18 protein-coding genes are annotated in these 18,219 nt (G+C 57.7%); 9 read left to right on the forward strand and 9 right to left on the reverse strand.

The features are described 5' to 3' along the window. The first annotated feature begins 73 nt into the window (after positions 1-73). On the forward strand, positions 74-268 hold the full coding sequence (locus tag AB5Y99_RS06180; protein ID WP_323892241.1) for a hypothetical protein: 195 nt from the start codon (positions 74-76) through the stop codon (positions 266-268). A gap of 544 nt (positions 269-812) precedes the next feature. On the opposite strand, the gene AB5Y99_RS06185 is transcribed toward AB5Y99_RS06180, so the two are convergent. From AB5Y99_RS06185 to AB5Y99_RS06195, 3 genes are all read right to left on the reverse strand, one after another. Beyond that, positions 813-1,151, reverse strand: coding sequence for a hypothetical protein (locus AB5Y99_RS06185; protein ID WP_368209038.1), 339 nt, complete (start codon positions 1,149-1,151; stop codon positions 813-815). A 372-nt stretch (positions 1,152-1,523) separates the two neighbouring features. Beyond that, the gene (locus AB5Y99_RS06190) at positions 1,524-2,801 is read right to left on the reverse strand and encodes a tyrosine-type recombinase/integrase (protein WP_368209142.1); all 1,278 of its coding nucleotides are present in this window, start codon (positions 2,799-2,801) and stop codon (positions 1,524-1,526) included. Between the two features lie 369 nt (positions 2,802-3,170). Next, positions 3,171-3,473, reverse strand: a complete 303-nt coding sequence (locus tag AB5Y99_RS06195) for a YebG family protein (RefSeq protein ID WP_042055032.1) — start codon at positions 3,471-3,473, stop codon at positions 3,171-3,173. A 170-nt stretch (positions 3,474-3,643) separates the two neighbouring features. Here AB5Y99_RS06195 and AB5Y99_RS06200 point away from each other — a divergent pair, with 170 nt between their 5' ends. Further along, on the forward strand, positions 3,644-4,519 hold the full coding sequence (locus AB5Y99_RS06200; RefSeq protein WP_368209041.1) for an esterase/lipase family protein: 876 nt from the start codon (positions 3,644-3,646) through the stop codon (positions 4,517-4,519). Between the two features lie 90 nt (positions 4,520-4,609). Here AB5Y99_RS06200 and AB5Y99_RS06205 read toward each other — a convergent pair whose 3' ends face one another. Beyond that, on the reverse strand, positions 4,610-6,583 hold the full coding sequence (locus AB5Y99_RS06205) for an SDR family oxidoreductase (RefSeq protein ID WP_113739549.1): 1,974 nt from the start codon (positions 6,581-6,583) through the stop codon (positions 4,610-4,612). Positions 6,584-6,831: 248 nt separating this feature from the next. On the opposite strand from AB5Y99_RS06205, the gene AB5Y99_RS06210 reads away from it, so the two are divergent. The 4 genes from AB5Y99_RS06210 to AB5Y99_RS06225 all read left to right on the forward strand — a co-directional run bounded on the left by AB5Y99_RS06210 (position 6,832) and on the right by AB5Y99_RS06225 (position 10,143). Continuing rightward, the gene (locus AB5Y99_RS06210) at positions 6,832-7,404 is read left to right on the forward strand and encodes a phasin family protein (RefSeq protein WP_005333118.1); all 573 of its coding nucleotides are present in this window, start codon (positions 6,832-6,834) and stop codon (positions 7,402-7,404) included. Between the two features lie 94 nt (positions 7,405-7,498). Beyond that, on the forward strand, positions 7,499-8,686 hold the full coding sequence (locus AB5Y99_RS06215) for a patatin-like phospholipase family protein (RefSeq protein WP_346201643.1): 1,188 nt from the start codon (positions 7,499-7,501) through the stop codon (positions 8,684-8,686). Between the two features lies 1 nt (position 8,687). Continuing rightward, complete coding sequence (locus AB5Y99_RS06220) at positions 8,688-9,329, forward strand: TetR/AcrR family transcriptional regulator (RefSeq protein ID WP_005345492.1); 642 nt, start codon at positions 8,688-8,690, stop codon at positions 9,327-9,329. Between the two features lie 25 nt (positions 9,330-9,354). After that, on the forward strand, positions 9,355-10,143 hold the full coding sequence (locus AB5Y99_RS06225; protein WP_368209043.1) for a hypothetical protein: 789 nt from the start codon (positions 9,355-9,357) through the stop codon (positions 10,141-10,143). A gap of 114 nt (positions 10,144-10,257) precedes the next feature. On the opposite strand, the gene AB5Y99_RS06230 is transcribed toward AB5Y99_RS06225, so the two are convergent. Together AB5Y99_RS06230 and AB5Y99_RS06235 are read right to left on the reverse strand one after the other, a co-directional pair. Further along, a complete protein-coding gene (locus AB5Y99_RS06230) occupies positions 10,258-11,688 on the reverse strand; it encodes a wax ester/triacylglycerol synthase family O-acyltransferase (protein WP_005333122.1) in 1,431 nt (476 codons plus the stop codon). 255 nt (positions 11,689-11,943) lie between these two features. Continuing rightward, positions 11,944-12,276, reverse strand: a complete 333-nt coding sequence (locus tag AB5Y99_RS06235) for a polyhydroxyalkanoic acid system family protein (RefSeq protein WP_139494332.1) — start codon at positions 12,274-12,276, stop codon at positions 11,944-11,946. Between the two features lie 259 nt (positions 12,277-12,535). Here AB5Y99_RS06235 and AB5Y99_RS06240 point away from each other — a divergent pair, with 259 nt between their 5' ends. Continuing rightward, a complete protein-coding gene (locus AB5Y99_RS06240) occupies positions 12,536-13,264 on the forward strand; it encodes a hypothetical protein (protein ID WP_021230124.1) in 729 nt (242 codons plus the stop codon). A gap of 99 nt (positions 13,265-13,363) precedes the next feature. Here AB5Y99_RS06240 and AB5Y99_RS06245 read toward each other — a convergent pair whose 3' ends face one another. From AB5Y99_RS06245 to prpB, 3 genes are read right to left on the reverse strand one after another with little or no spacing between them, the layout of a single operon-like run. Continuing rightward, entirely contained in the window at positions 13,364-14,809 is a 1,446-nt protein-coding gene (locus AB5Y99_RS06245; RefSeq protein ID WP_323892253.1) for a bifunctional 2-methylcitrate dehydratase/aconitate hydratase, read from the reverse strand. A 10-nt stretch (positions 14,810-14,819) separates the two neighbouring features. Then, complete coding sequence (gene prpC, locus AB5Y99_RS06250; RefSeq protein ID WP_323892255.1) at positions 14,820-15,947, reverse strand: 2-methylcitrate synthase; 1,128 nt, start codon at positions 15,945-15,947, stop codon at positions 14,820-14,822. A 10-nt stretch (positions 15,948-15,957) separates the two neighbouring features. After that, positions 15,958-16,845 carry a methylisocitrate lyase gene (gene prpB / locus AB5Y99_RS06255; protein WP_150995854.1) on the reverse strand — a complete coding sequence of 296 codons (888 nt, stop codon included), beginning with the start codon at positions 16,843-16,845 and terminating at the stop codon, positions 15,958-15,960. Between the two features lie 147 nt (positions 16,846-16,992). On the opposite strand from prpB, the gene AB5Y99_RS06260 reads away from it, so the two are divergent. Both AB5Y99_RS06260 and AB5Y99_RS06265 read left to right on the forward strand, forming a co-directional pair. Next, positions 16,993-17,619, forward strand: coding sequence for a paraquat-inducible protein A (locus AB5Y99_RS06260; RefSeq protein WP_005333129.1), 627 nt, complete (start codon positions 16,993-16,995; stop codon positions 17,617-17,619). Next, the gene (locus AB5Y99_RS06265; RefSeq protein ID WP_150995855.1) at positions 17,603-18,205 is read left to right on the forward strand and encodes a paraquat-inducible protein A; all 603 of its coding nucleotides are present in this window, start codon (positions 17,603-17,605) and stop codon (positions 18,203-18,205) included. Before AB5Y99_RS06260 ends, AB5Y99_RS06265 begins: the two co-directional genes overlap by 17 nt. The last annotated feature ends 14 nt before the right edge of the window (positions 18,206-18,219 follow it).

The following is an 18,219-nucleotide window of genomic DNA, read 5'->3' on the forward strand; positions in this document are numbered from 1 at the left end:
ACAACTTAACCGATCCCGCCTCAGCCTCTGTATCTTCTGATTTTAGCGTTAGTGCTGCGGATGGGTCATTTCCATGGCACTGCTGGCCATTGAAGAACCACTTGCAATGTACTTCGTCTTCCCGAGGATTCAGGTACGTGACAGTCATATATGGACTGCCGCTGTTCAGATAAACACATCACCGATGTTATATGCCATTTCGAGGTTTCTCCCTGAGGAATTAATAGGCAAAGTGAAGATGGTGATAAAGAAGTACGGATTCAAGTGATCAACATGATGGAAATGCCGATAAATAGGGTTATCGGCATCATTGTAAGAGATAACAAGGCTTATTGAAAGCAGTAGCCCGCAGCTTTTCCTTAGCTTAAAGGTTCGGAAATCGATCAGGATCGAGGCTACACACAGACCTCCAGCAATCTGACTGCCCAAAGCAGAAGGACAATATCTGGTTGATTCCTCCTGCAGATGCTCTTGCAGCGACAACAGAATAACACAGTCAACCGCCCTGCCCCACATCACAGAAATGTCCCATTTTGATACAAGAGTCCACTATTAAATCAGTACGTTGTGCTGGATTTCCTTCCCCTATGGAACGTTAAGTTTGATTTTCACCGTTATAACCAACGTCATTACCGTGAATATTCTTAGAAATATCTGCCCCCGACTTGAGAGGTCTCTCTCTGGAAATATTGATACTCCTTCTTGTAAAACAGCCATAAAAATGCCGACTATCGCGATAGACTCCCCTCCCCTTAAATCGTCACGGCTTATTCGGCTTGAAGAGTATTCGCCATTTCATTTTGGAAGTTGGGTCAATTCATATTCAAGGCACGTTTGGCGATGGCCAATGTGGGTGGCTGGCAGGTCAAGTAGAGGTTGCTGTTGAACTGCTGCAATATGCGTTTGAGCTCGTTCATATCATCGGGATGGAGGGTTAAGGACCAGAGTGCTATGGGCTGGCCATGATGGAGGCCATTGGTATAGATAATGGTGCAATCTTCGATACGCAACTCTTTGCAGTGGGCCTCCATCTGCAGGCCCACATCAGGAAACCAGATATGCAGCGTGCCTGAAGATATAAAGGTGAACTGGGCTATGAGAGACCCTTTGCCAACGATCCTGAAGGTCTTTTCCACCACTGCCACTTGCATACCCGCTCCTTGGTATTTCGTTAATATTGATATCAATATCACCAATGATGACTGGATATGCAAGTGTGATAACAAGGCGCTGTTCAACCGAATATGACTGCTTCCAGCATGTTACTTAGCTTTCGGCATCGAGTGTTCTAGGTGTTTCAGCAAGCAATTCCGTTTTTTGCTTCTCTGCTAGGGGATAAATATGTATGCCGCAGATGGCAAGGAGCCTGTTCTGAATCATCCATGTGAGCCAAAAATATTTCCTGAACCGATTGCCATCCAGAGAAGTACAACATCGCCGCACCAACTTCTATGACACTCCAAACAAGCCATTCTGTGTTCTAAGAGCAGTCAATACAAATCAGGGTCATGTCACGTTGTTCGTTAGTTCTTGTGAATGTTATCTCTCACGTGTTGGTTCAATCGGTCCAGCGGCTTTTGCTGGGCGCTCTCATGTCGTTCACTGTTGCTGGTGTGCAGGTATTTCGAAGTGGTGTCGATGCTGTCATGCCCGGCATCGGCCTGTACATGGGAGAGCGGCCGCCCATGCAGGTTGATGTCATGGGTTATCCCGGTGTGGCGGATCGCATGGGGAGAGAGTTGCCGCATTTCGGCCGCATCCTGGACAAATCCATCCTGCTCTGCCAATTCTGCGCCTTTACCGATGATCACCATGATCAAATCCCGTAACTGGCGAATGCCGAGGTTGGCGTTGATCTCCCCCTGCTCGCGGCCGTGGGCTGCCGCTTTATGACGAACGAACAGTGGCGTCTGTTCATCCGGTGTCGGCAAGGGAGAGAGACCGAGGAAACGGCGGTAGCGCTCGAGTGCCGCCAGCAGCGCTTGGGATACCGCTACGGTACGCCGTTTGCCCCCCTTGCTTTGCGGAATAAAGTAGCCCCAGACGCCGGTTTTACGATCCCGCCTGAACTGCCCCATCACTGGGGTAAAGCCCGGCCGGGCTGCAACCTCAGAGATCCGCAGATAGCAGGCGTACATCAGAATGGTGAGAAAACGGCTGCGCTCGTGTTGCTCCGGATGGTCGTTGGCAAGGGTATCGGCAGCCTGCATCACGTATGACCACTGCAACTCGCTGAAGGCCTGCACCTGATCATCGGCCTCCAGCTGTTGCGGCCGTTTGACCCGCTGCAGTAGCAGAGCGGGATTCCTGTCCATATACTCCTCCTGGATCAGGAACTGGAAGAAGGCCGACAGAATGGCCAGCTTGGTCTTCATCGCCTGCTCGCTCAGGCGATAGGGCAAGGTGCGGCCCAGCTCCCGCTTGCCGAGAAACGGTCGCCATTGCGGATTGGGCAACCGCTCTCCCCACTCCTTGTCGAGGACAAATTGCGCTACGTTGCGATAGGCGATCAACTCGTCAGGGGGGGACTGACAGTAGTCGAGATAGCGGATCATGATGCGGCGAGTGAGATCTTTCGGGCTGATGGCCGCCTCGCGAAAGCACCAGTGCAAAAAAGTGGTCAGTTCGCTGCGATAGGTTTTGTAGTTGTTTTCGCTGTTGCGCTGCTCCAGCAGCCAATCGACCGCCAGTTCGTAAACCAGACCGGCATCGGGTACATCGTTGAGGCTGAGGTTGGCAAGGTACTGATTGACCTGTGGGTTACCGGCCTCCAGATAGATAAGGCTGTCAAACAGCGGCATGGCTGGCGGCAAGGATAATGGTTGTTGAGTCATGGTGTTGCTTGTTGATGATGAGATGAATCGATATGAGCCGAGTTGATAGACAAGGGCTCGTGATACATTAATGCGGCTTCTATTGGGATTGGTACTGCCTCTTGTTGTTGCTGATTAAGGTCACCGGGAGCGATCTGGATAACGTTCTCTCCACTGTTTGCTCATTATTTCCTCATAGATCTGGCTGATGTCGCTCAGTGGTGCACGCTATTCAGTTATGCATGGGATATGCAGCATGGTTAAAAAATTCTCGGGGCAAATAGCCGTGAAAATGGTTTTAAATGCAAATAAAGTGAATGCGTTGAGCCATTTATCCCGAGAATAAGGTCTGTGCAATCAGGCCACCTGTTTGAGTGGCTTCTCCTTGCGCTTGGCTGCTGGAGTCTCTTCCTCTTTCGTGCCAGCCTGAACTTTGCCGCCACGCAGCAGGGTTTGCAGCACATCACGCTGCTCTGCCAGGTAGAATGCCAGACTCTCTTGCTGCTCTGGTGCCAGCTCGATCGGGGCGCCAGCCAACAGGGTCATCAACTCATCGGCCGTATCCAGCAGCTTGTCATAGGCATCGGCCTCTTTTTTGCTGGCAAAGGTCATTTTTTCCACTCCCCCACGAACAACCACATATTTGATCTCGACAGCCATGATGGCCTCCTCTTGGTGATGATGGATAGAGTATATGTATGGATATACAGTATTGCAAATAACCTCACCGGAAAAGAGTTCGCCGGGGTTTAGCGACAAAAGCCGCGCTGGATCAAGCTGTCTCAAAGTGCCGTTTGACTTCCACGCCTGACTGGTCGGATCATGGCCTTATGACGATCGTACGACACCTGTTTATCCTGCTGATGGTAGAGGTGCTGCTCCTCGGGAGTATCGCCCACTTGGTCGTGGGACTCCCCTGGTTGCTGACCCTGCTGTTTGTCGTGTTTGCCCTGCTTGGGTTGCGCTGTCTGGTGGTGCTCGGCAGCTGGCTGTTTACCCGCTTCTACCCCTCCCCGGCTATCGGCCCCTGGCGCAGGGTGAAGATGATGGCGCAGGAGATGTTGGCCTACCTCTACACCTTCACCTTGTTGCTACCGTTCGAGCCTTTGCTGATGGCACCCGATCGGCTGCGTCCATGCCAGCGTCCCGTATTGCTGGTACATGGTTACGGTTGTAGTCGCGGTATCTGGCACACCCAGCGCGCCCGACTGGAGGCCGCAGGCCATGTGGTCGCCACTATTACCCTTATGCCACCATTTTGTCATATCGATGAGATGGTGCCGCTACTGGCCAAGCGAATTGACGATGTGCTGGCGCAAACCGGGGCTGACAAGCTGGTGCTGGTCGGTCACAGCATGGGGGGGCTGGTCTGCCGCGACTATCTGGCTATCCATGGTGGTGACAAGGTTGCGTGCCTGATCACCCTGGCTACGCCTCATCAGGGGAGTCAGTTGGCCGCCCTTGGGCTTGGGGCCAATGCCCGCGAGATGGAACCCGGTTCCGGTTGGTTACAGCGTTTTGCTTCGGTGCCGCTTTGCGTGCCCGGCATCTCGGTGCGCACCAGTCACGACAATGTGGTGATGCCGCAGGAGCGGCAACGATTGGTGGGAATGGAAGATATCGAGTTGCCCGCCATTGGCCATCTCTCTTTGCTCTACTCCCGTCGCACGACTGATCTGCTGCTTGATCTGCTGTCCCGAGTCTGATTCTCCTTATTCGACCTTCAACTGTTATTCCAAATAAAACAGGGGCCTGATTGCTCAGGCCCCTGTTGATTTCTTTATCGTATCACCCGGTTAGAAGTGTATCCCCTTAATCAGGGTCGAGACGGCAACCTGATCGGCGGTGGCCTTGGATTTGTCGCCATCCTTGGGATCGGCAAAGGTGCGGAAGCTGGTATTCATGATCACCTGCGCAACACGAGGTGCCAGGGCATGCACCACCTGACCAAACACCCCGAGGCGTGTGGCCAGTCGCACATGCTTGTTGATGATGGTATCGCACACCAGATCGGCGGCCTCTTCCGGCGTCATCATAGGTACCTGCTCATAGACCTTGGTCGGCGCGACCATCGGCGTTTTCACCAGCGGCATATTGATGATGGAGAAGCTCACCCCTTTATCGGCAAACTCGGAGGCGGCGGTACGCACCCAGGCATCGAGGGCCGACTTGGAGGCAACATAGGCGGAGAAGCGCGGCGCATTGGTCAACACCCCGATGGAGGAGATGTTGATGATGTGCCCTTTTTTCTTCTCAATCATGGTGGGCAGTACCCCCATGATCACCTTGAGCGCACCGAAGTAGTTGAGCTGCATGGTGCGCTCCAGATCGTGGAAGCGATCGAAGGAGTCCTCGATGGAGCGGCGGATGGAGCGGCCGGCATTGTTGACCAGAATATCGACGCCGCCGTGATCGGCCACGATGCGAGCGGTGATCTCCTCGGCCTGCGCCAGATTGGAGAGATCCCCCTGATAGATCTCGATGGTCAGCCCCAGCTCTGCAAACTCGGCTTTAGTCTCGGCAATTTTCTGCTCGTCGCGAGCGATGGTAACGACGTTTGCCCCCGCCCCCGCCAGCTTGCGCGCGGTTGCACGGCCAATGCCGGAGGTGGCCCCGGTCACCAGCACCACCTTGCCCTCTACCCGACCACGCAGGGAGCGATCGATGAAGAGCTCCGGGTCGAGGTGACGTTCCCAGTAATCCCACAGCCGCCAGGCGTAGCTGTGCAGCGGCGGCACTTCGATGCCGGTCCCTTTCAGTACCCGCTGAGTTTCGCGACTGTCGAAACGGGTGGGGTAACTGATAAGGCGGAACACATCCTTGGGCAGACCCAGATCGGCGATGGCGGCATCGCGGATACGGCGCACCGGCGCCATGGTCATCAGCATGGCGGTCAGGTGGCGGGGAATGAAATTAAAGAGAGAGGCGTTGATGCGGATCGCAGGCTCTGGCGCATGGGCGGCGCGGGAGAAGGTGCTCAGCATATCGCCAACCCGCATCGGGTTGGGGTCGGTCAGGTGGAAGGTTTTGTTCTCCTCGCCCTCTTGATGGGCGATATGCACCATGGCATCGACCACAAAGTTGACCGGCACTATGTTGATGCGCCCGCCCTCAACACCGATGGCCGGCATCCAGGGCGGCAGCAGACGGCGCAGCTTCTGGATGGTCTTGAAGAAGTAGTAAGGGCCGTCGATCTTGTCCATCTCGCCGGTATTGGAGTCACCGACAACGATCCCCGGTCGGTAGACCCGCCACGGAATAGTGCACTCGTTTCGCACAATCCCTTCCGCTTCGTGCTTGGTCTGGAAGTAAGGCATGTCGAGGTGTTCGGCCTCATCGAACATGTCCTCGCGAAACAGACCGTCAAACAGGCCCGCTGCAGCGATGGAGCTGCAGTGGTGGAACTGCCCCGCCCCCAGCCGCTCGGCAAGTTGAACAGCCTGACGGGTCCCTTCGGTGTTGACCTGCTGCTGGATCCCGGCCTTGGCGTTCAGATCATAGATAGCAGCCAGATGGAAGAAGTGGTCTATCTTGCCGATCAACTGCTCCTGTATCTCGACCGATACCCCCAGCAGCGGTTGCGTCATGTCGCCAAAAACCGGGACTGCACGCGATTGATCCACATTCCAGAATGCAAATAACTCCGGCAATTTATCCTGATGAGAGGCGCGCATCAGAAAATAGACGATACAGTCGGGATGCTGTTGGAATAACTTTTTGATCAATCGACGCCCGATAAAACCACTACCGCCAGTAATGAAATAGTTCATAAAGAGAATCCTGCTACTGATTAGGGTGTTACTAGGTTGTTAGATATATCACGATTCATATGGGAATCCGCAATTTGATTGTCGGTTCGTGAGCAAACCCTAATTTCGGTGGTGTGCCTGTTCCGTTATTAGGTAGAACCCTCTATTTTTTGTCCCTAGACTGAAGTTGAAAAATCAGTAATGCCACAACCCGATTGCAGTTTCGTTGTCGCCATTACATTTATCTGTCGTTATTCAAGGAGAAGATCATGGCTAAGAAATTGAAAGCGCTGGCAGGGTCAGTGACCGACAACCAACTCACCTCCACCATAAAGGAGTCCACCCAGCAGATCTGGTTGGCGGGTCTGGGGGCTTATGCCAAAGCACAGGAAGAGGGTGGCAAGATCTTTGAAGCCCTGGTGCAGGAAGGGGAAGCATTGCAGGCCAAAACCCGTCAGAGCGCAGATGAGAAGATTGCCGCTGTGACCGACAAGACCGCCAATACCTGGGGCCGTCTGGAGCAGGTGTTTGAAGATCGCGTGGCCCGCGCTGTGGCCAGCCTCGGCATCCCGACCCGCAAGGATATCGATAAGCTCTCCAAGCGCATGGCCGAGCTGACCGACGTGGTCCAGCAACTGCTGGATGCGCAGGAAGAGGAAGCCCCTGCCGCTGAAGCCAAACCGGCTGCCGCCAAAAAGCCCGCTGCCCGCAAGCCTCCGGTAAAGAAGGCGCCGGTAGCCAAGGCTAAAGAGGCCGTGGTTGAGCAGGCCGCCGATCTCCTCTCCGCCGCCGAAGATGCGGTGAAAGAGGTGAAAGCCAAAGCAGAGAGCGTCCTGCCCTGATCCCTCGCGGTGACGGAAGGTGATTGATACCGGCCCATGCCCTGCGCTGGGCCGGTCTTGTCATGATGAATGTCATGGATAGGGAGGCGACGCTATGAGTACCATCGCAATTGCCCTTGCTGGCGGCGGGCCGCTCGGCGGCATCTACGAGATCGGTGCCTGCGCAGCCCTCTCTGACAGCATCAACGGCCTGCGCCTTGACCATGCCGATATCTATGTTGGCGTCAGTTCGGGGGCCGTGGTGGCGTCGGCGCTGGCCAACGGCATCTCGCCGGCTAAGCTGGTGCGGATCCTGCTCAGCGATGATTCGGGGGAGATGTTTGACCCGGCCACCTTGCTGCGACCCGCCTTTCGTGAATATGCCGACCGCCTGACCTCGATCCCGCCGCTGGCGTGGCAGAGTCTGACTTACTATCTGGCGGCGCCCTGGAAGCGCAGCCTGTTTGAATCGCTGCAGGGGCTCTCCAAGGCCATTCCGACCGGACTGTTCGACAACCGCGGGGTGGATCGCACCCTGACCCAGTTTTTCTCTCGTCCCGGCCGCAGCAACGATTTCCGCCAGCTGCGCAGCAGACTGTTTGTGGTTGCCACCGAACTCGACACCGGTCATCCGGTTGCCTTCGGTAGCCCGGGGCTCGATGACGTGCCCATCTCGGCGGCGGTACAGGCGTCGGCCGCCCTGCCCGGCCTCTTTCCCCCTTCATTGATTAACGGGCGTTACTATGTGGACGGGGCGCTGATCAAGACCCTGCACGCTTCGGTAGCGCTGGAAGAGGGGGCGGATCTGGTGTTCTGCATCAATCCGCTGGTGCCCTATGATGCGGACATGGCCGCCGGCGCGCCGACCAATCTGGTGGACAGCGGTCTGCCGGTGGTGCTGGCCCAGACCTTTCGCGCCATCATCCACTCCCGTATGCATGTGGGGATGGATCGCTACAAACACCAATATCCAGACGCTGACGCCCTGCTGTTTGAGCCCTCTTCAGCCGATGGCGAGATGTTCTTCACCAATGTGTTCAGTTACCGGGATCGTCGTCGCCTCTGCGAGCACGCTTACCAGCATACCCGCCGCGATCTCTGGCAGCGTCGTGACGAGCTGGCGCCGGTGCTGGCCAAGCATGGCCTCGAGCTCAATCTGGCCGCGCTGGCCGATGAAGAGCGCACCCTGCTGGCCCCCGGCATTGGCTCGGTTGCCGCCCTCGACAAGTCGCTGGAGCAGTTGCAGCACTGGCTTGCCAAACGCTATCGCCACGGCGTGCGTCGTTCATCACCAAAGGAGTAGCATGGATCGCAAACCCAAACGTCGTACCCGGGAGCGGATCCTGACCACTGCCCTCGCCTGCTTCAATCGACAAGGGGAACCCAGCGTCACCACCTCGGCCATTGCGGCCGAGATGGAGATCAGCCAGGGCAATCTCTACTACCACTTCCACAACAAGGAGGAGATCGTCAACGCCCTGTTCTGCGAATTTGAACAGCAGATGGATCGCCTGCTGGAGGCGGTCAGCACCCCGTCCGATGAACCAGAAGATATCTGGCTCTTTCTCCACCTGATGTTTGAAGCCATCTGGCAGTACCGTTTCCTCTACTACGATATCGCGACCCTGATGAGTGGTTATCATCAGGTGGAGCAGCGCTTTTCCGCCCTGCTGCGCCGCAAGGAGCAGACCGCCATCGCCATTTGCAACCATCTGCAAACGGTCGGGCTGATGGAGGGCACGGCGCAACAGATGCGCACGCTGGCGGCCAATGTGGCGCTGGTGGGCACATTTTGGATCTCTTATCAGCGGGCACTGCACCCCAAGGCGGACGCCGATATTGCCCTCGGCGTCTTTCAGGTGATGCAGCTGGTCGCACCCTATTTGCGGGCCGATGCTCGCGCTCATCTGGGCGCCCTCGCCCACCACTATACCGACAAGGTTTGATTCACATGCTACAGGGAGAACAAGCATGACCACTTCACAACTCGAATTTGTCCCCTTCCCCTACGCGGATGCGGCCTATGACTATGCCGGCCAGAAGCTGGCGGACAACTGGGATCGACTCCATCAGGGGGATGCCGAACCCTGGCCCGAGGATGAACAGGTACAGGATGCCTGGCGGGCCTATCATGCCGGGGATTTTGCCCGGGCAGTCGCCCTTGGCGAAGCGGCCGGTGAGGAGGGCCTCAATGTGGCGAACAAAGCGCTGGTGATCCATGCCAGCTATCTGCTGGAAGACAAGTATGCCAAGCGCGCAGCCTTCGAGCGGGCGGCCAGCCATGCCGAGAAGCTGCAAAAGCGTCAGCCCAAGAACGCCAACGCCTGGTATTTCCACGCGCTGGCACTCGGTCGATACAGTCAGGTCATCTCCATCTCCAAGGCCCTCTCGCAAGGAATTGGTGACAAGATCAAGGCAAGCCTTGAGAAGGCGCTGGAGCTGGCGCCAGATCACGCCGAGGCCCATATTGCCTTTGGCGCCTGGCACGCGGAGATCGTCGACAAGCTGGGGGCCATGATCGGCGGCCTCACCTATGGCGCCAAGAAGGAGGAGTCCGAGCGTCACTTCAAGGAGGCGCTGGCGCTGATCCCCGACTCGGCTATCGCCCGCATGGAGTACGCCAACGCACAGGTGATGCTGCACGGCAAGAGCCGCCTGAAAGCCGCCGAAGCCCTCTATGCCGAAGCGGCCGAATGCGAACCCATGGATGCGATGGAGCGCCTCGATGTGGAGGCGGCGCGGGAAGAGCTGGCGGATTAACCGCCACTCCTGCCACTAAGAGGTAGCAAAAAGAGGCCAACCCGCGGGTTGGCCTCTTTTATGATGGGAAGCTGACCGGTTGGCTACGCCGTCACTGGTTGCTCAAATGCACGCTCAACCGAGCAACGCATCCAGTCCGTTGGGGTCAAACAACAGCTCCGGCTCCATCAGTACCAGCAATAGCAGTTGCTCGAACTCCACCGCAAACCGCTCGACCACCCGATCCGGATCAGGTACCAGCTTCTTGTCGGTGATAAGGCCCAGCTGCACCTTGTGATCATAAGAGAGGATGGAGACGCCAACGCCGATATCCCCCGATTGCGGCACCCAGAACAGCGGCTGACGCAATTTTGCTCCAGCCAGATAGAGGGTCTGCTGCGGGCCGGGCACGTTGGTGATCACTGCACTGGCCTTGGCCGTGAGCAGCTCGACGGCCTGCTGCTGCACCGCATTGGGGGCCATGCCAAGGGCATGTAACAGGTTGAGCACCACCACGGGTTGCAGCGAGGTGCGCAGCGCCTGCATCCGGTCACGTACGGTATAGAGCCGCTGCAACGGGTGTTCAACATCCAGTGGCAAGTCCAGGGCCACCAGCCCGAAGCGGTTGCCAAGTGCCCCCTCATCATCCGGCGCACGCATATTGACTGGCACCAGGGCGCGGATCTTGACCTTGTTGGCATCATCCCCTTTCTCCTGCAGGTAGTGGCGAAACGCCCCTGCGGTGGCGGCGATCAGCAGATCGTTGACCGAGCAGCCCAGAACCTTGCCCACTGCCTTGATATCCGGCAGATCAATTTGCTCCGACCAGGCCACCCGCTTGGTGCTGGTAGTCTTGCCACGCAGGCGGCAGGGTGAATCATCACCGAGGGTGGCGATATTGCACAGCTCGCTCGCCACATCCCGCCCGGTCTTGAGGTAATCCACCGCCTTGGTGGGATGGGTGACCACTTCGACATATTTGGACCAGAGGCTACCGGTCAGCTTGAGACCGGCCCGCACCAGACGGCTGCCCTGGTGGCAATCCTCCTCATCCTCGTCATCGCTGTCATCCAGTGGTTCCGGTGACGGTGGTCGCGGCGCCCCTTCCGGTGTGTTATCCATCATGGTCAGCATGGCCCGCACCAGCGAGAAGCCGTCGCCCATGGCGTGGTGTATGCGCACCACCAGCGCTTGCCCACCCAGCGACGTGTCGGTCAGGTGCATATCCCACAGGGGGCGCTGGTGGTTGAGCGGCGTCGAGGCGAGATCGGCCACCAGCTTCTCCAGCTCCAGCTTGCCTGCTTCACCCGGCAGGATCACTCGCTTGAGGTGCTGATCGAGATCGAAATCGGGATCATGACGCCAGTAGTAGGAGCCCCCTTCCAGCACGGCCCGCTGGTGAAAGCGGGGTTGCACCGAAATGGTATGGCGCAATCCGGCCCGCAGACGCGCTTCATCAAGTTCTCCTTCAAACATCAGGACACCGATGATCTGCATCAGGTTGTTGGGTCTGTCCATGCGTAACCAGGCGGTATCGACGCAGGAGATAAATTCACTCAGTGGCATGGTTGTTTCCCTACAAAATGAATTTATCGAGGCGGCAAATTGCTTCTGCCCTCATATCCGGATGAAGACTTGATGCAATCAGAATGACATTAATGAGTGCCGACTCGAAATATGAAATAAAGATGAAAGATTACTTACAAAATAGAATCGAGACCTCGCCGAATAATAAATCTGACAAACCATATGGCTTGCCAACTTATTTCAAACAGCCATCGTTTACAGCTGGTTTATTTAAAGCCAGTGCAACGAAAAGTTTCAAACACGTTTGGGGCAAGGTAAGCGATTGTCGACATAATCGAGGATCTCTTGCTCCAGTACGCTGCGTACCGGCAACAGCATCAAGCCAAGATGCACTTCCAGTTCCAGGGTATCTTCGTCCAGGGTGAGAGTGCCATGTACCCCTGAGCCGCGAAAGTGTAGCTCGGTCTCCTCTTCATCTGCCCATTCGCAATCGAGTTGATAGCTCTCGCTCATGTCCGCAGCGATGGCTTCGGCCGCGAGCCGGGCGGCGGCCAATCCCAGCGGATGCTGACGGCTGATCTGAATGATAGAGAGTGCGCTGCTGCCAGCGAGCGAGTTGAAGAACATGGTCGTTACTCTGGGTCATAAGTTAGTTATTGATATTAAACACATGTTCACAACAAATGAAAGGATGGTTCACATAAATGGGACTCACTTAACAGAGTCGAGAGGGATGCAGGCCATCAGCGGGGCATGGCATTTATTCCCTCCCCCGTGCGCGCTACACTTGTCACGGAACGGTCAGCAAAAGCTGCTTGTTTTTCATTCACTTGTATCTTCGTATCACCCAATCCCTATCAATGGGCCCAAGGCCAGAGAGCTGTAGATGACGCATCAAGAACATGCCCACGACGACGATAGCACCCTGGGTCGGCTCTACCGCCAGCTCAAGCGGGTTGCAGCCTTGCGCGAGCAGATGCGTGCCCACCCGGAAGATCAGCAGGATCGGGATCGGCTACGCCAGTGGCAGGCCGACCGGTTGGGGCGAACCCATCGTGATCTGCTGGAGAGTGACCGCTATGGCCCTGCCGCCGAGTTTTTCCTGACCGATCTCTATGGCCCCGGGGATTGCGCCCGCCGCGATGCGGACGTGATGCGGGTGATGCCAACCGCCGAGCGACTGTTGCCGGAGTCCGGCCTCAAGGTGCTGGCGCAGGCGATCGAGCTCGACGCCCTCTCCGAAGAGCTGGACTATCTGATGGTGGTGGCGCTGCGGCGCATTGATGGCATTGATCCCATTACGCCAGACCACTACACCATCGCCTATCGTGCCGTGGGTGAACAGGCGCGCCGTGAACATCAGATTGCATTGGTGAGCGAGCTTGGCATGACGCTGGACAGGCTGGCGAGAAAACCGCTGCTGGGGGCAACCCTCAAGCTGGTGTCAGGGCCCGCCCATCTGGCGGGGCTTGGCGAGCTCTTCTCCTTTGTCGAGCGGGGCTATCAGGTGTGTCATCAGATGGGGCGTGCCAACGAGTTCCTCGAGACCATCGCCAGTCGCGAGACGGCCATCATGACAGCGCTCTTTAACGGCGACAGCAGTGCGCTGGGGTAAGGCTTATCGAGGGATAAGCCGACAGAATAACAAAGCGGGCCGATGAGCCCGCTTTTCGTTTATCACTGTTTGCCGATATGTTGGCCAATGCAAGACCGGTCAGATCACCAGCAGATCCATAAAGGCGTGTACCGGGGTGGCGGCAAGGCGAGGTCCATCCTGACAGAGGGCCAGAATGTCGTTGACCCGTTTGGCCGGGAAGCGGGTGGCCAGATTGTGCTGGAATTTCTCCACCAGCAGCGGGATCCCCTCCTCCCTGCGGCGGCGATGGCCGACCGGATACTCCACCTCCACCTTGGCAGTGTGAGTGCCGTCCTTGAAGAAGATCTGGATGGCGTTGGCGATGGATCGCTTATCCGCCTCCAGATATTCGCGGCTGTAGAGTTTATCCTCCTGCACCACCATCTTGCTACGCAGCGCGTCGATGCGGGGATCGGCGGCAACATCGTCCTCGTAATCCTCGGCGATCAGGCGACCCAAGATGAGCGGCACCGCTACCATGTACTGCAGGCAGTGATCCCGATCGGCCGGGTTATTGAGGGCGCCGACCTTGCTGATGATGCGAATGGCCGACTCATGGGTGGTGAGCTCGATACGGTCTATCTCGTCGAGCCGCCCCTTCACCTGCTCATGTAGCTTCATGGCGCACTCTACCGCGGTCTGGGCATGGAACTCGGCGGGATAGGAGATCTTGAACAGCACGTTTTCCATCACATAGCTGCCGTACCCTTGATGCAGGGCGAACTGATTGCCCTTGAACAGCACGTCGTAGAAACCCCACTTGGGCGCGCTCAGTACGCCTGGATAGCCCATCTCGCCGCTCATGGTGATAAGGGCGAGGCGCACCGCGCGAGAGGTGGCATCCCCCGCCGCCCAGCTCTTGCGCGACCCCGCATTGGGGGCATGGCGGTAGGTACGCAGGCTCTGACCATCGACCCAGGCCTGGGAGACCGCATCAATCACCTGATCGCGGGTGCCCCCCAGCATGTGAGCCACCACGGCGGTGCTGGCGACCTTGACCAGCACCACGTGATCGAGACCGACTCGGTTGAAGGAGTTCTCCAGCGCCAGCACCCCCTGAATTTCGTGTGCTTTGACCATGGCCACCAGCACATCTGCCATGGTGAGCGGCGCCTTGCCCTCGGCCACGCGAGTACGGGAGAGCCAGTCGGCGGTGGCCAGAATGCCCCCCAGATTGTCGGATGGGTGACCCCACTCGGCGGCCAGCCAGGTGTCGTTGTAATCGAGCCAGCGGATGATGGCGCCGATGTCCCAGGCTGCCTTGACCGGGTCGAGGCATAGCTGGGTACCGGGCACCCGGGCGCCGTGGGGTACGAGGGTGCCGGGTACGATGGGGCCAAGGTGTTTGGTGCACTCGGGAAAGCGCAGGGCCAGCAGGCCGCAGCCAAGGGTGTCCATCAGGCAGTAGCGGGCAGTGTCGAGGGCAGCCTCACTGGTAATGGGGTGGTTGCAGACATAATCGGCAATATCGACCAGCACCTGATCAGGGTCTGGTCTGTGGTTGACGTCGACGTTGGCGGACATCGTGACTTCCTTATCGTTGTTGTAGAGAGACAAAGTGACGGGGTGCCGGGCCGACATAATCGGCGCTCGGACGGATGATCCGGTTGTGCTCGCGCTGCTCCATCACGTGGGCGCACCAGCCGGTGACACGCGAGCAGACGAAGATGGGGGTGAACAGCTTGGTCGGGATCCCCATGTAGTGATAGGCGCTGGCGTGGAAAAAGTCGGCGTTGGGGAAAAGCTCTTTCTCCTCCCACATCACCTTCTCCGCCTCGCAGGAGACGCGATAGAGGCGATCATCACCCACCGCCTCGGCAAGCTTGGCCGACCACTCCTTGATGATGACGTTGCGCGGATCAGAAGTGCGGTAGATGGCGTGGCCAAAGCCCATGATCTTCTCCTTGGCCGCCAGCTTGGCCAGCAGTTCGCGCCTTGCCTGCGTTTCATCCTGCCAATGTTCGATCATCGCCATGGCCGCCTCGTTGGCTCCGCCGTGGAGCGGGCCGCGCAGGGTACCGATGGCGGCGGTGATACAGGAGAACATGTCGGAAAGGGTCGAGGCGCAAACCCGCGCCGCAAAGGTGGAGGCGTTGAACTCATGCTCGGCGTAGAGGATGAGGGAGACATGCATCACCCGGCGCTCCAGCTCGCTCGGCGCCTTCTGGTGCAGCAGCGCGAGGAAATGGCCACCGATGCACTCTTCATCGGTATCGAGGGCGATGCGAACTCCCTCGTGGCTGAACTTGTACCAGTAGATCAGAATGCCCGGGAAGGCGGCCAGCAGCCGATCCGCCACTTCATGCTCATGCTCGAAGCCATCTTCCGGCTCCAGATCGCCGAGCATGGAGCAGCCTGTGCGCAGCACATCCATGGGGTGAGCATCGGCGGGAATCCGCTCCAGTACCTCCAGCAGAGCCGTCGGCAAGGTGCGCAGGCGACGCAGTTCGCGCTTGTAGGTGTCAAGCTGCTGCTCATCAGGCAACTCCCCCTTGAGCAGCAGATAGGCGACCTCCTCGAACTGGGCGCTATCGGCCAGCTCCTTGATGTCATAGCCGCGATAAGTAAGACCGGTGCCGCTCTTGCCCACGGTGCAGATACTGGTCTCCCCCGCACTCTGCCCGCGCAGACCGGCCCCGCCCAACGGTTTTTGCTGTCCCATAAGCTGCCTCCTATTCCTTGGCTGTAAACAGACGATCCAGTGTCTGCTCGTAGTGGTGATATCCGAGGAAGTCGTAGAGTGACTCCCGGGTCTGCATGGTTTCCACGACAGCCCTTTGATGGCCATCCTGGCGAATATGTTGATAGACGTTGAGAGCGGCCTGATTGGCGGCTCGGTTGGCACTCAAGGGGTAGAGCACCATGTCGACCCCGTGGGCGGCCAGTTGCTCTTTGTTAAACAGCTCGGTTTTGCCGAACTCGGTCATGTTGGCGAGGATCGGCACGTTGGCCGCTTGCTTGAACTGGTCGTACTGGGCAAGCTCGGTCACCGCCTCGGCGAAGATCATGTCGGCCCCAGCGGCTACATAGGCGGCAGTGCGTTCAAGAGCCGACTCCATCCCCTCCACAGCCAATGCATCGGTGCGGGCCATGATGACGAACTCGCTATTCTCGCGGGCATCCACCGCTGCCTTGATGCGATCGCACATCTCCTCAAGCGTGACCACCGCCTTGTTGGGGCGATGACCACAACGCTTCTGAGCCACCTGATCTTCCATATGGACGGCGGCAACACCGGCCCGCTCAAACGCGCGAATGGTACGGGCGATGTTGAATGCCCCACCCCAGCCGGTATCGATATCGACCAGCAGTGGCACTCGGGTCGCCGCTGTGATCCGCTCGGCATCGATCAGCACGTCGTTAAGGGAGGTCATGCCGAGATCCGGCAAGCCGTAGGAGGCATTGGCCACTCCGGCGCCGGAGAGATAGAGGGCTTGAAAACCGCTGCGCTCGGCCATCAGCGCCATATAGGCATTGATGGTGCCGACGATCTGCAGGGGATGTTCATTGGCAAGGGCGGTGCGAAAGCGCAGGCCTGCCGAGGGGGACAAACTGGACATCATGACTCCTTTCACCTGTCTAGTCTGGCTATCTAATATCACGTTTACGTTAACGTCAATTATACTTTCGTAACATTCCGGCCGCAGGCAAGACAGGAAACCGGTTTTAGGGTAAATTTCACCAATTCCTTCAACAGGTTGAATTGTATGATGGAGCCCGGTTCCGTGATTGTCTGTCCGGCGTGCGACTTGCTGATCCAGCGCAAAGCACTGCCGCTGCGTCGCCATGCCCACTGCCCGCGTTGTCACCAACATCTCTATGGCCGTTATGCCTTTCGTCCCTCCCAGTTGATGGCCCTGACCATCACCGGATTTCTGCTGCTGCCCTCCGCATTTTTTGAGCCGCTGATCTATCTGCGGCTGGCTGGGGTCAACACCGATGCCGACCTGCTGCGCGGTATCCTGGTGCTGTTTGGCGAAGGTGAATGGTGGGTAGCCAGCCTGGTGCTCTGGTGCGCGGTGTTGGCGCCAGTGGGGTTGTTGGCGGGGATCTTTGCGCTGGCTTCGGGTCTGGCCAAACGTTGGCACATTCTTCCCGTCACCTTGAAGCTGGTCGAGGTGTTTCGCCACTGGGCCATGCTGGAGGTCTATATCGTCAGCTTGCTGGTTGCCCTGTTCAAACTGATCGACATCGCCGATGTGCGTCTCGGTGGCGGCTTGCTCAGTCTCGGTATTTTGATGCTGCTCAACATGACCCTGCTGATCCTGTTTGACCCCGCCCCCTACTGGGCGCGGATCCCGTTAAAGGAGCCGGAACATGACCAACGCCCGTGAGATGGGGCTCTGCCGCTGCCATACCTGTGGTTTGCTGGTGCGCTATCAAGCCGGGGCAGTCTGCCCCCGTTGCAGCAGCAAATTGCAGGTGCGCATTCCCCGCTCCCTCGCCTGGTCGTGGGGCTTGCTGGCACTCGCCACCTTCATGTTGTTGCCTGCCAATCTGTTGCCCATAACCCATTTTTACAACAAGGGGTTACTGCAGTCAGATACCATCTTCAGCGGTATCATGATGCTCTATCGCAGCAAAATGAGCGGGATTGCCACCATAGTTCTCACCGCCAGCATACTGGTGCCGGTGGGAAAAATATTGGGGCTGGGCTGGATCTGCTGGCAGTTGCAGCGGGCCAAACCGGTGCGGCGCAAGCGCCAACTGGTGATGTATCGGGTGATCGATTTTATCGGTCGCTGGTCGATGCTGGACTTGTTCGTGATTTCGCTGATGGTGGCACTGGTCGATCGGGGTGTACTGCTGAGTGTCCGCGCAGGCCCGGGGGCCACCGCCTTTGCCGGTGTGGTCGTGCTGACCATGATGTCGGCCCGCATGCTCGATACCCGTTTACTGTGGGACAAGGCGGCCCGTTGATGATTTCTCTGTTT

Origin of the sequence: Aeromonas sp. R4-2, from assembly GCF_040908295.1 — a bacterium.
In the GTDB taxonomy this organism is placed as follows: domain Bacteria; phylum Pseudomonadota; class Gammaproteobacteria; order Enterobacterales; family Aeromonadaceae; genus Aeromonas; species Aeromonas veronii.

Excerpts from the sequence above, each read along its gene's own strand:
- AB5Y99_RS06180 (WP_323892241.1), top strand. The coding sequence starts at position 74 with ATGGCACTGCTGGCCATTGAAGAACCACTTGCAATGTACTTCGTCTTC.
- AB5Y99_RS06185 (WP_368209038.1), bottom strand. The coding sequence starts at position 1,151 with ATGCAAGTGGCAGTGGTGGAAAAGACCTTCAGGATCGTTGGCAAAGGG.
- AB5Y99_RS06190 (WP_368209142.1), bottom strand. The coding sequence starts at position 2,801 with ATGCCGCTGTTTGACAGCCTTATCTATCTGGAGGCCGGTAACCCACAG.
- AB5Y99_RS06195 (WP_042055032.1), bottom strand. The coding sequence starts at position 3,473 with ATGGCTGTCGAGATCAAATATGTGGTTGTTCGTGGGGGAGTGGAAAAA.
- AB5Y99_RS06200 (WP_368209041.1), top strand. The coding sequence starts at position 3,644 with ATGACGATCGTACGACACCTGTTTATCCTGCTGATGGTAGAGGTGCTG.
- AB5Y99_RS06205 (WP_113739549.1), bottom strand. The coding sequence starts at position 6,583 with ATGAACTATTTCATTACTGGCGGTAGTGGTTTTATCGGGCGTCGATTG.
- AB5Y99_RS06210 (WP_005333118.1), top strand. The coding sequence starts at position 6,832 with ATGGCTAAGAAATTGAAAGCGCTGGCAGGGTCAGTGACCGACAACCAA.
- AB5Y99_RS06215 (WP_346201643.1), top strand. The coding sequence starts at position 7,499 with ATGAGTACCATCGCAATTGCCCTTGCTGGCGGCGGGCCGCTCGGCGGC.
- AB5Y99_RS06220 (WP_005345492.1), top strand. The coding sequence starts at position 8,688 with ATGGATCGCAAACCCAAACGTCGTACCCGGGAGCGGATCCTGACCACT.
- AB5Y99_RS06225 (WP_368209043.1), top strand. The coding sequence starts at position 9,355 with ATGACCACTTCACAACTCGAATTTGTCCCCTTCCCCTACGCGGATGCG.
- AB5Y99_RS06230 (WP_005333122.1), bottom strand. The coding sequence starts at position 11,688 with ATGCCACTGAGTGAATTTATCTCCTGCGTCGATACCGCCTGGTTACGC.
- AB5Y99_RS06235 (WP_139494332.1), bottom strand. The coding sequence starts at position 12,276 with ATGTTCTTCAACTCGCTCGCTGGCAGCAGCGCACTCTCTATCATTCAG.
- AB5Y99_RS06240 (WP_021230124.1), top strand. The coding sequence starts at position 12,536 with ATGACGCATCAAGAACATGCCCACGACGACGATAGCACCCTGGGTCGG.
- AB5Y99_RS06245 (WP_323892253.1), bottom strand. The coding sequence starts at position 14,809 with ATGTCCGCCAACGTCGACGTCAACCACAGACCAGACCCTGATCAGGTG.
- prpC (WP_323892255.1), bottom strand. The coding sequence starts at position 15,947 with ATGGGACAGCAAAAACCGTTGGGCGGGGCCGGTCTGCGCGGGCAGAGT.
- prpB (WP_150995854.1), bottom strand. The coding sequence starts at position 16,845 with ATGTCCAGTTTGTCCCCCTCGGCAGGCCTGCGCTTTCGCACCGCCCTT.
- AB5Y99_RS06260 (WP_005333129.1), top strand. The coding sequence starts at position 16,993 with ATGATGGAGCCCGGTTCCGTGATTGTCTGTCCGGCGTGCGACTTGCTG.
- AB5Y99_RS06265 (WP_150995855.1), top strand. The coding sequence starts at position 17,603 with ATGACCAACGCCCGTGAGATGGGGCTCTGCCGCTGCCATACCTGTGGT.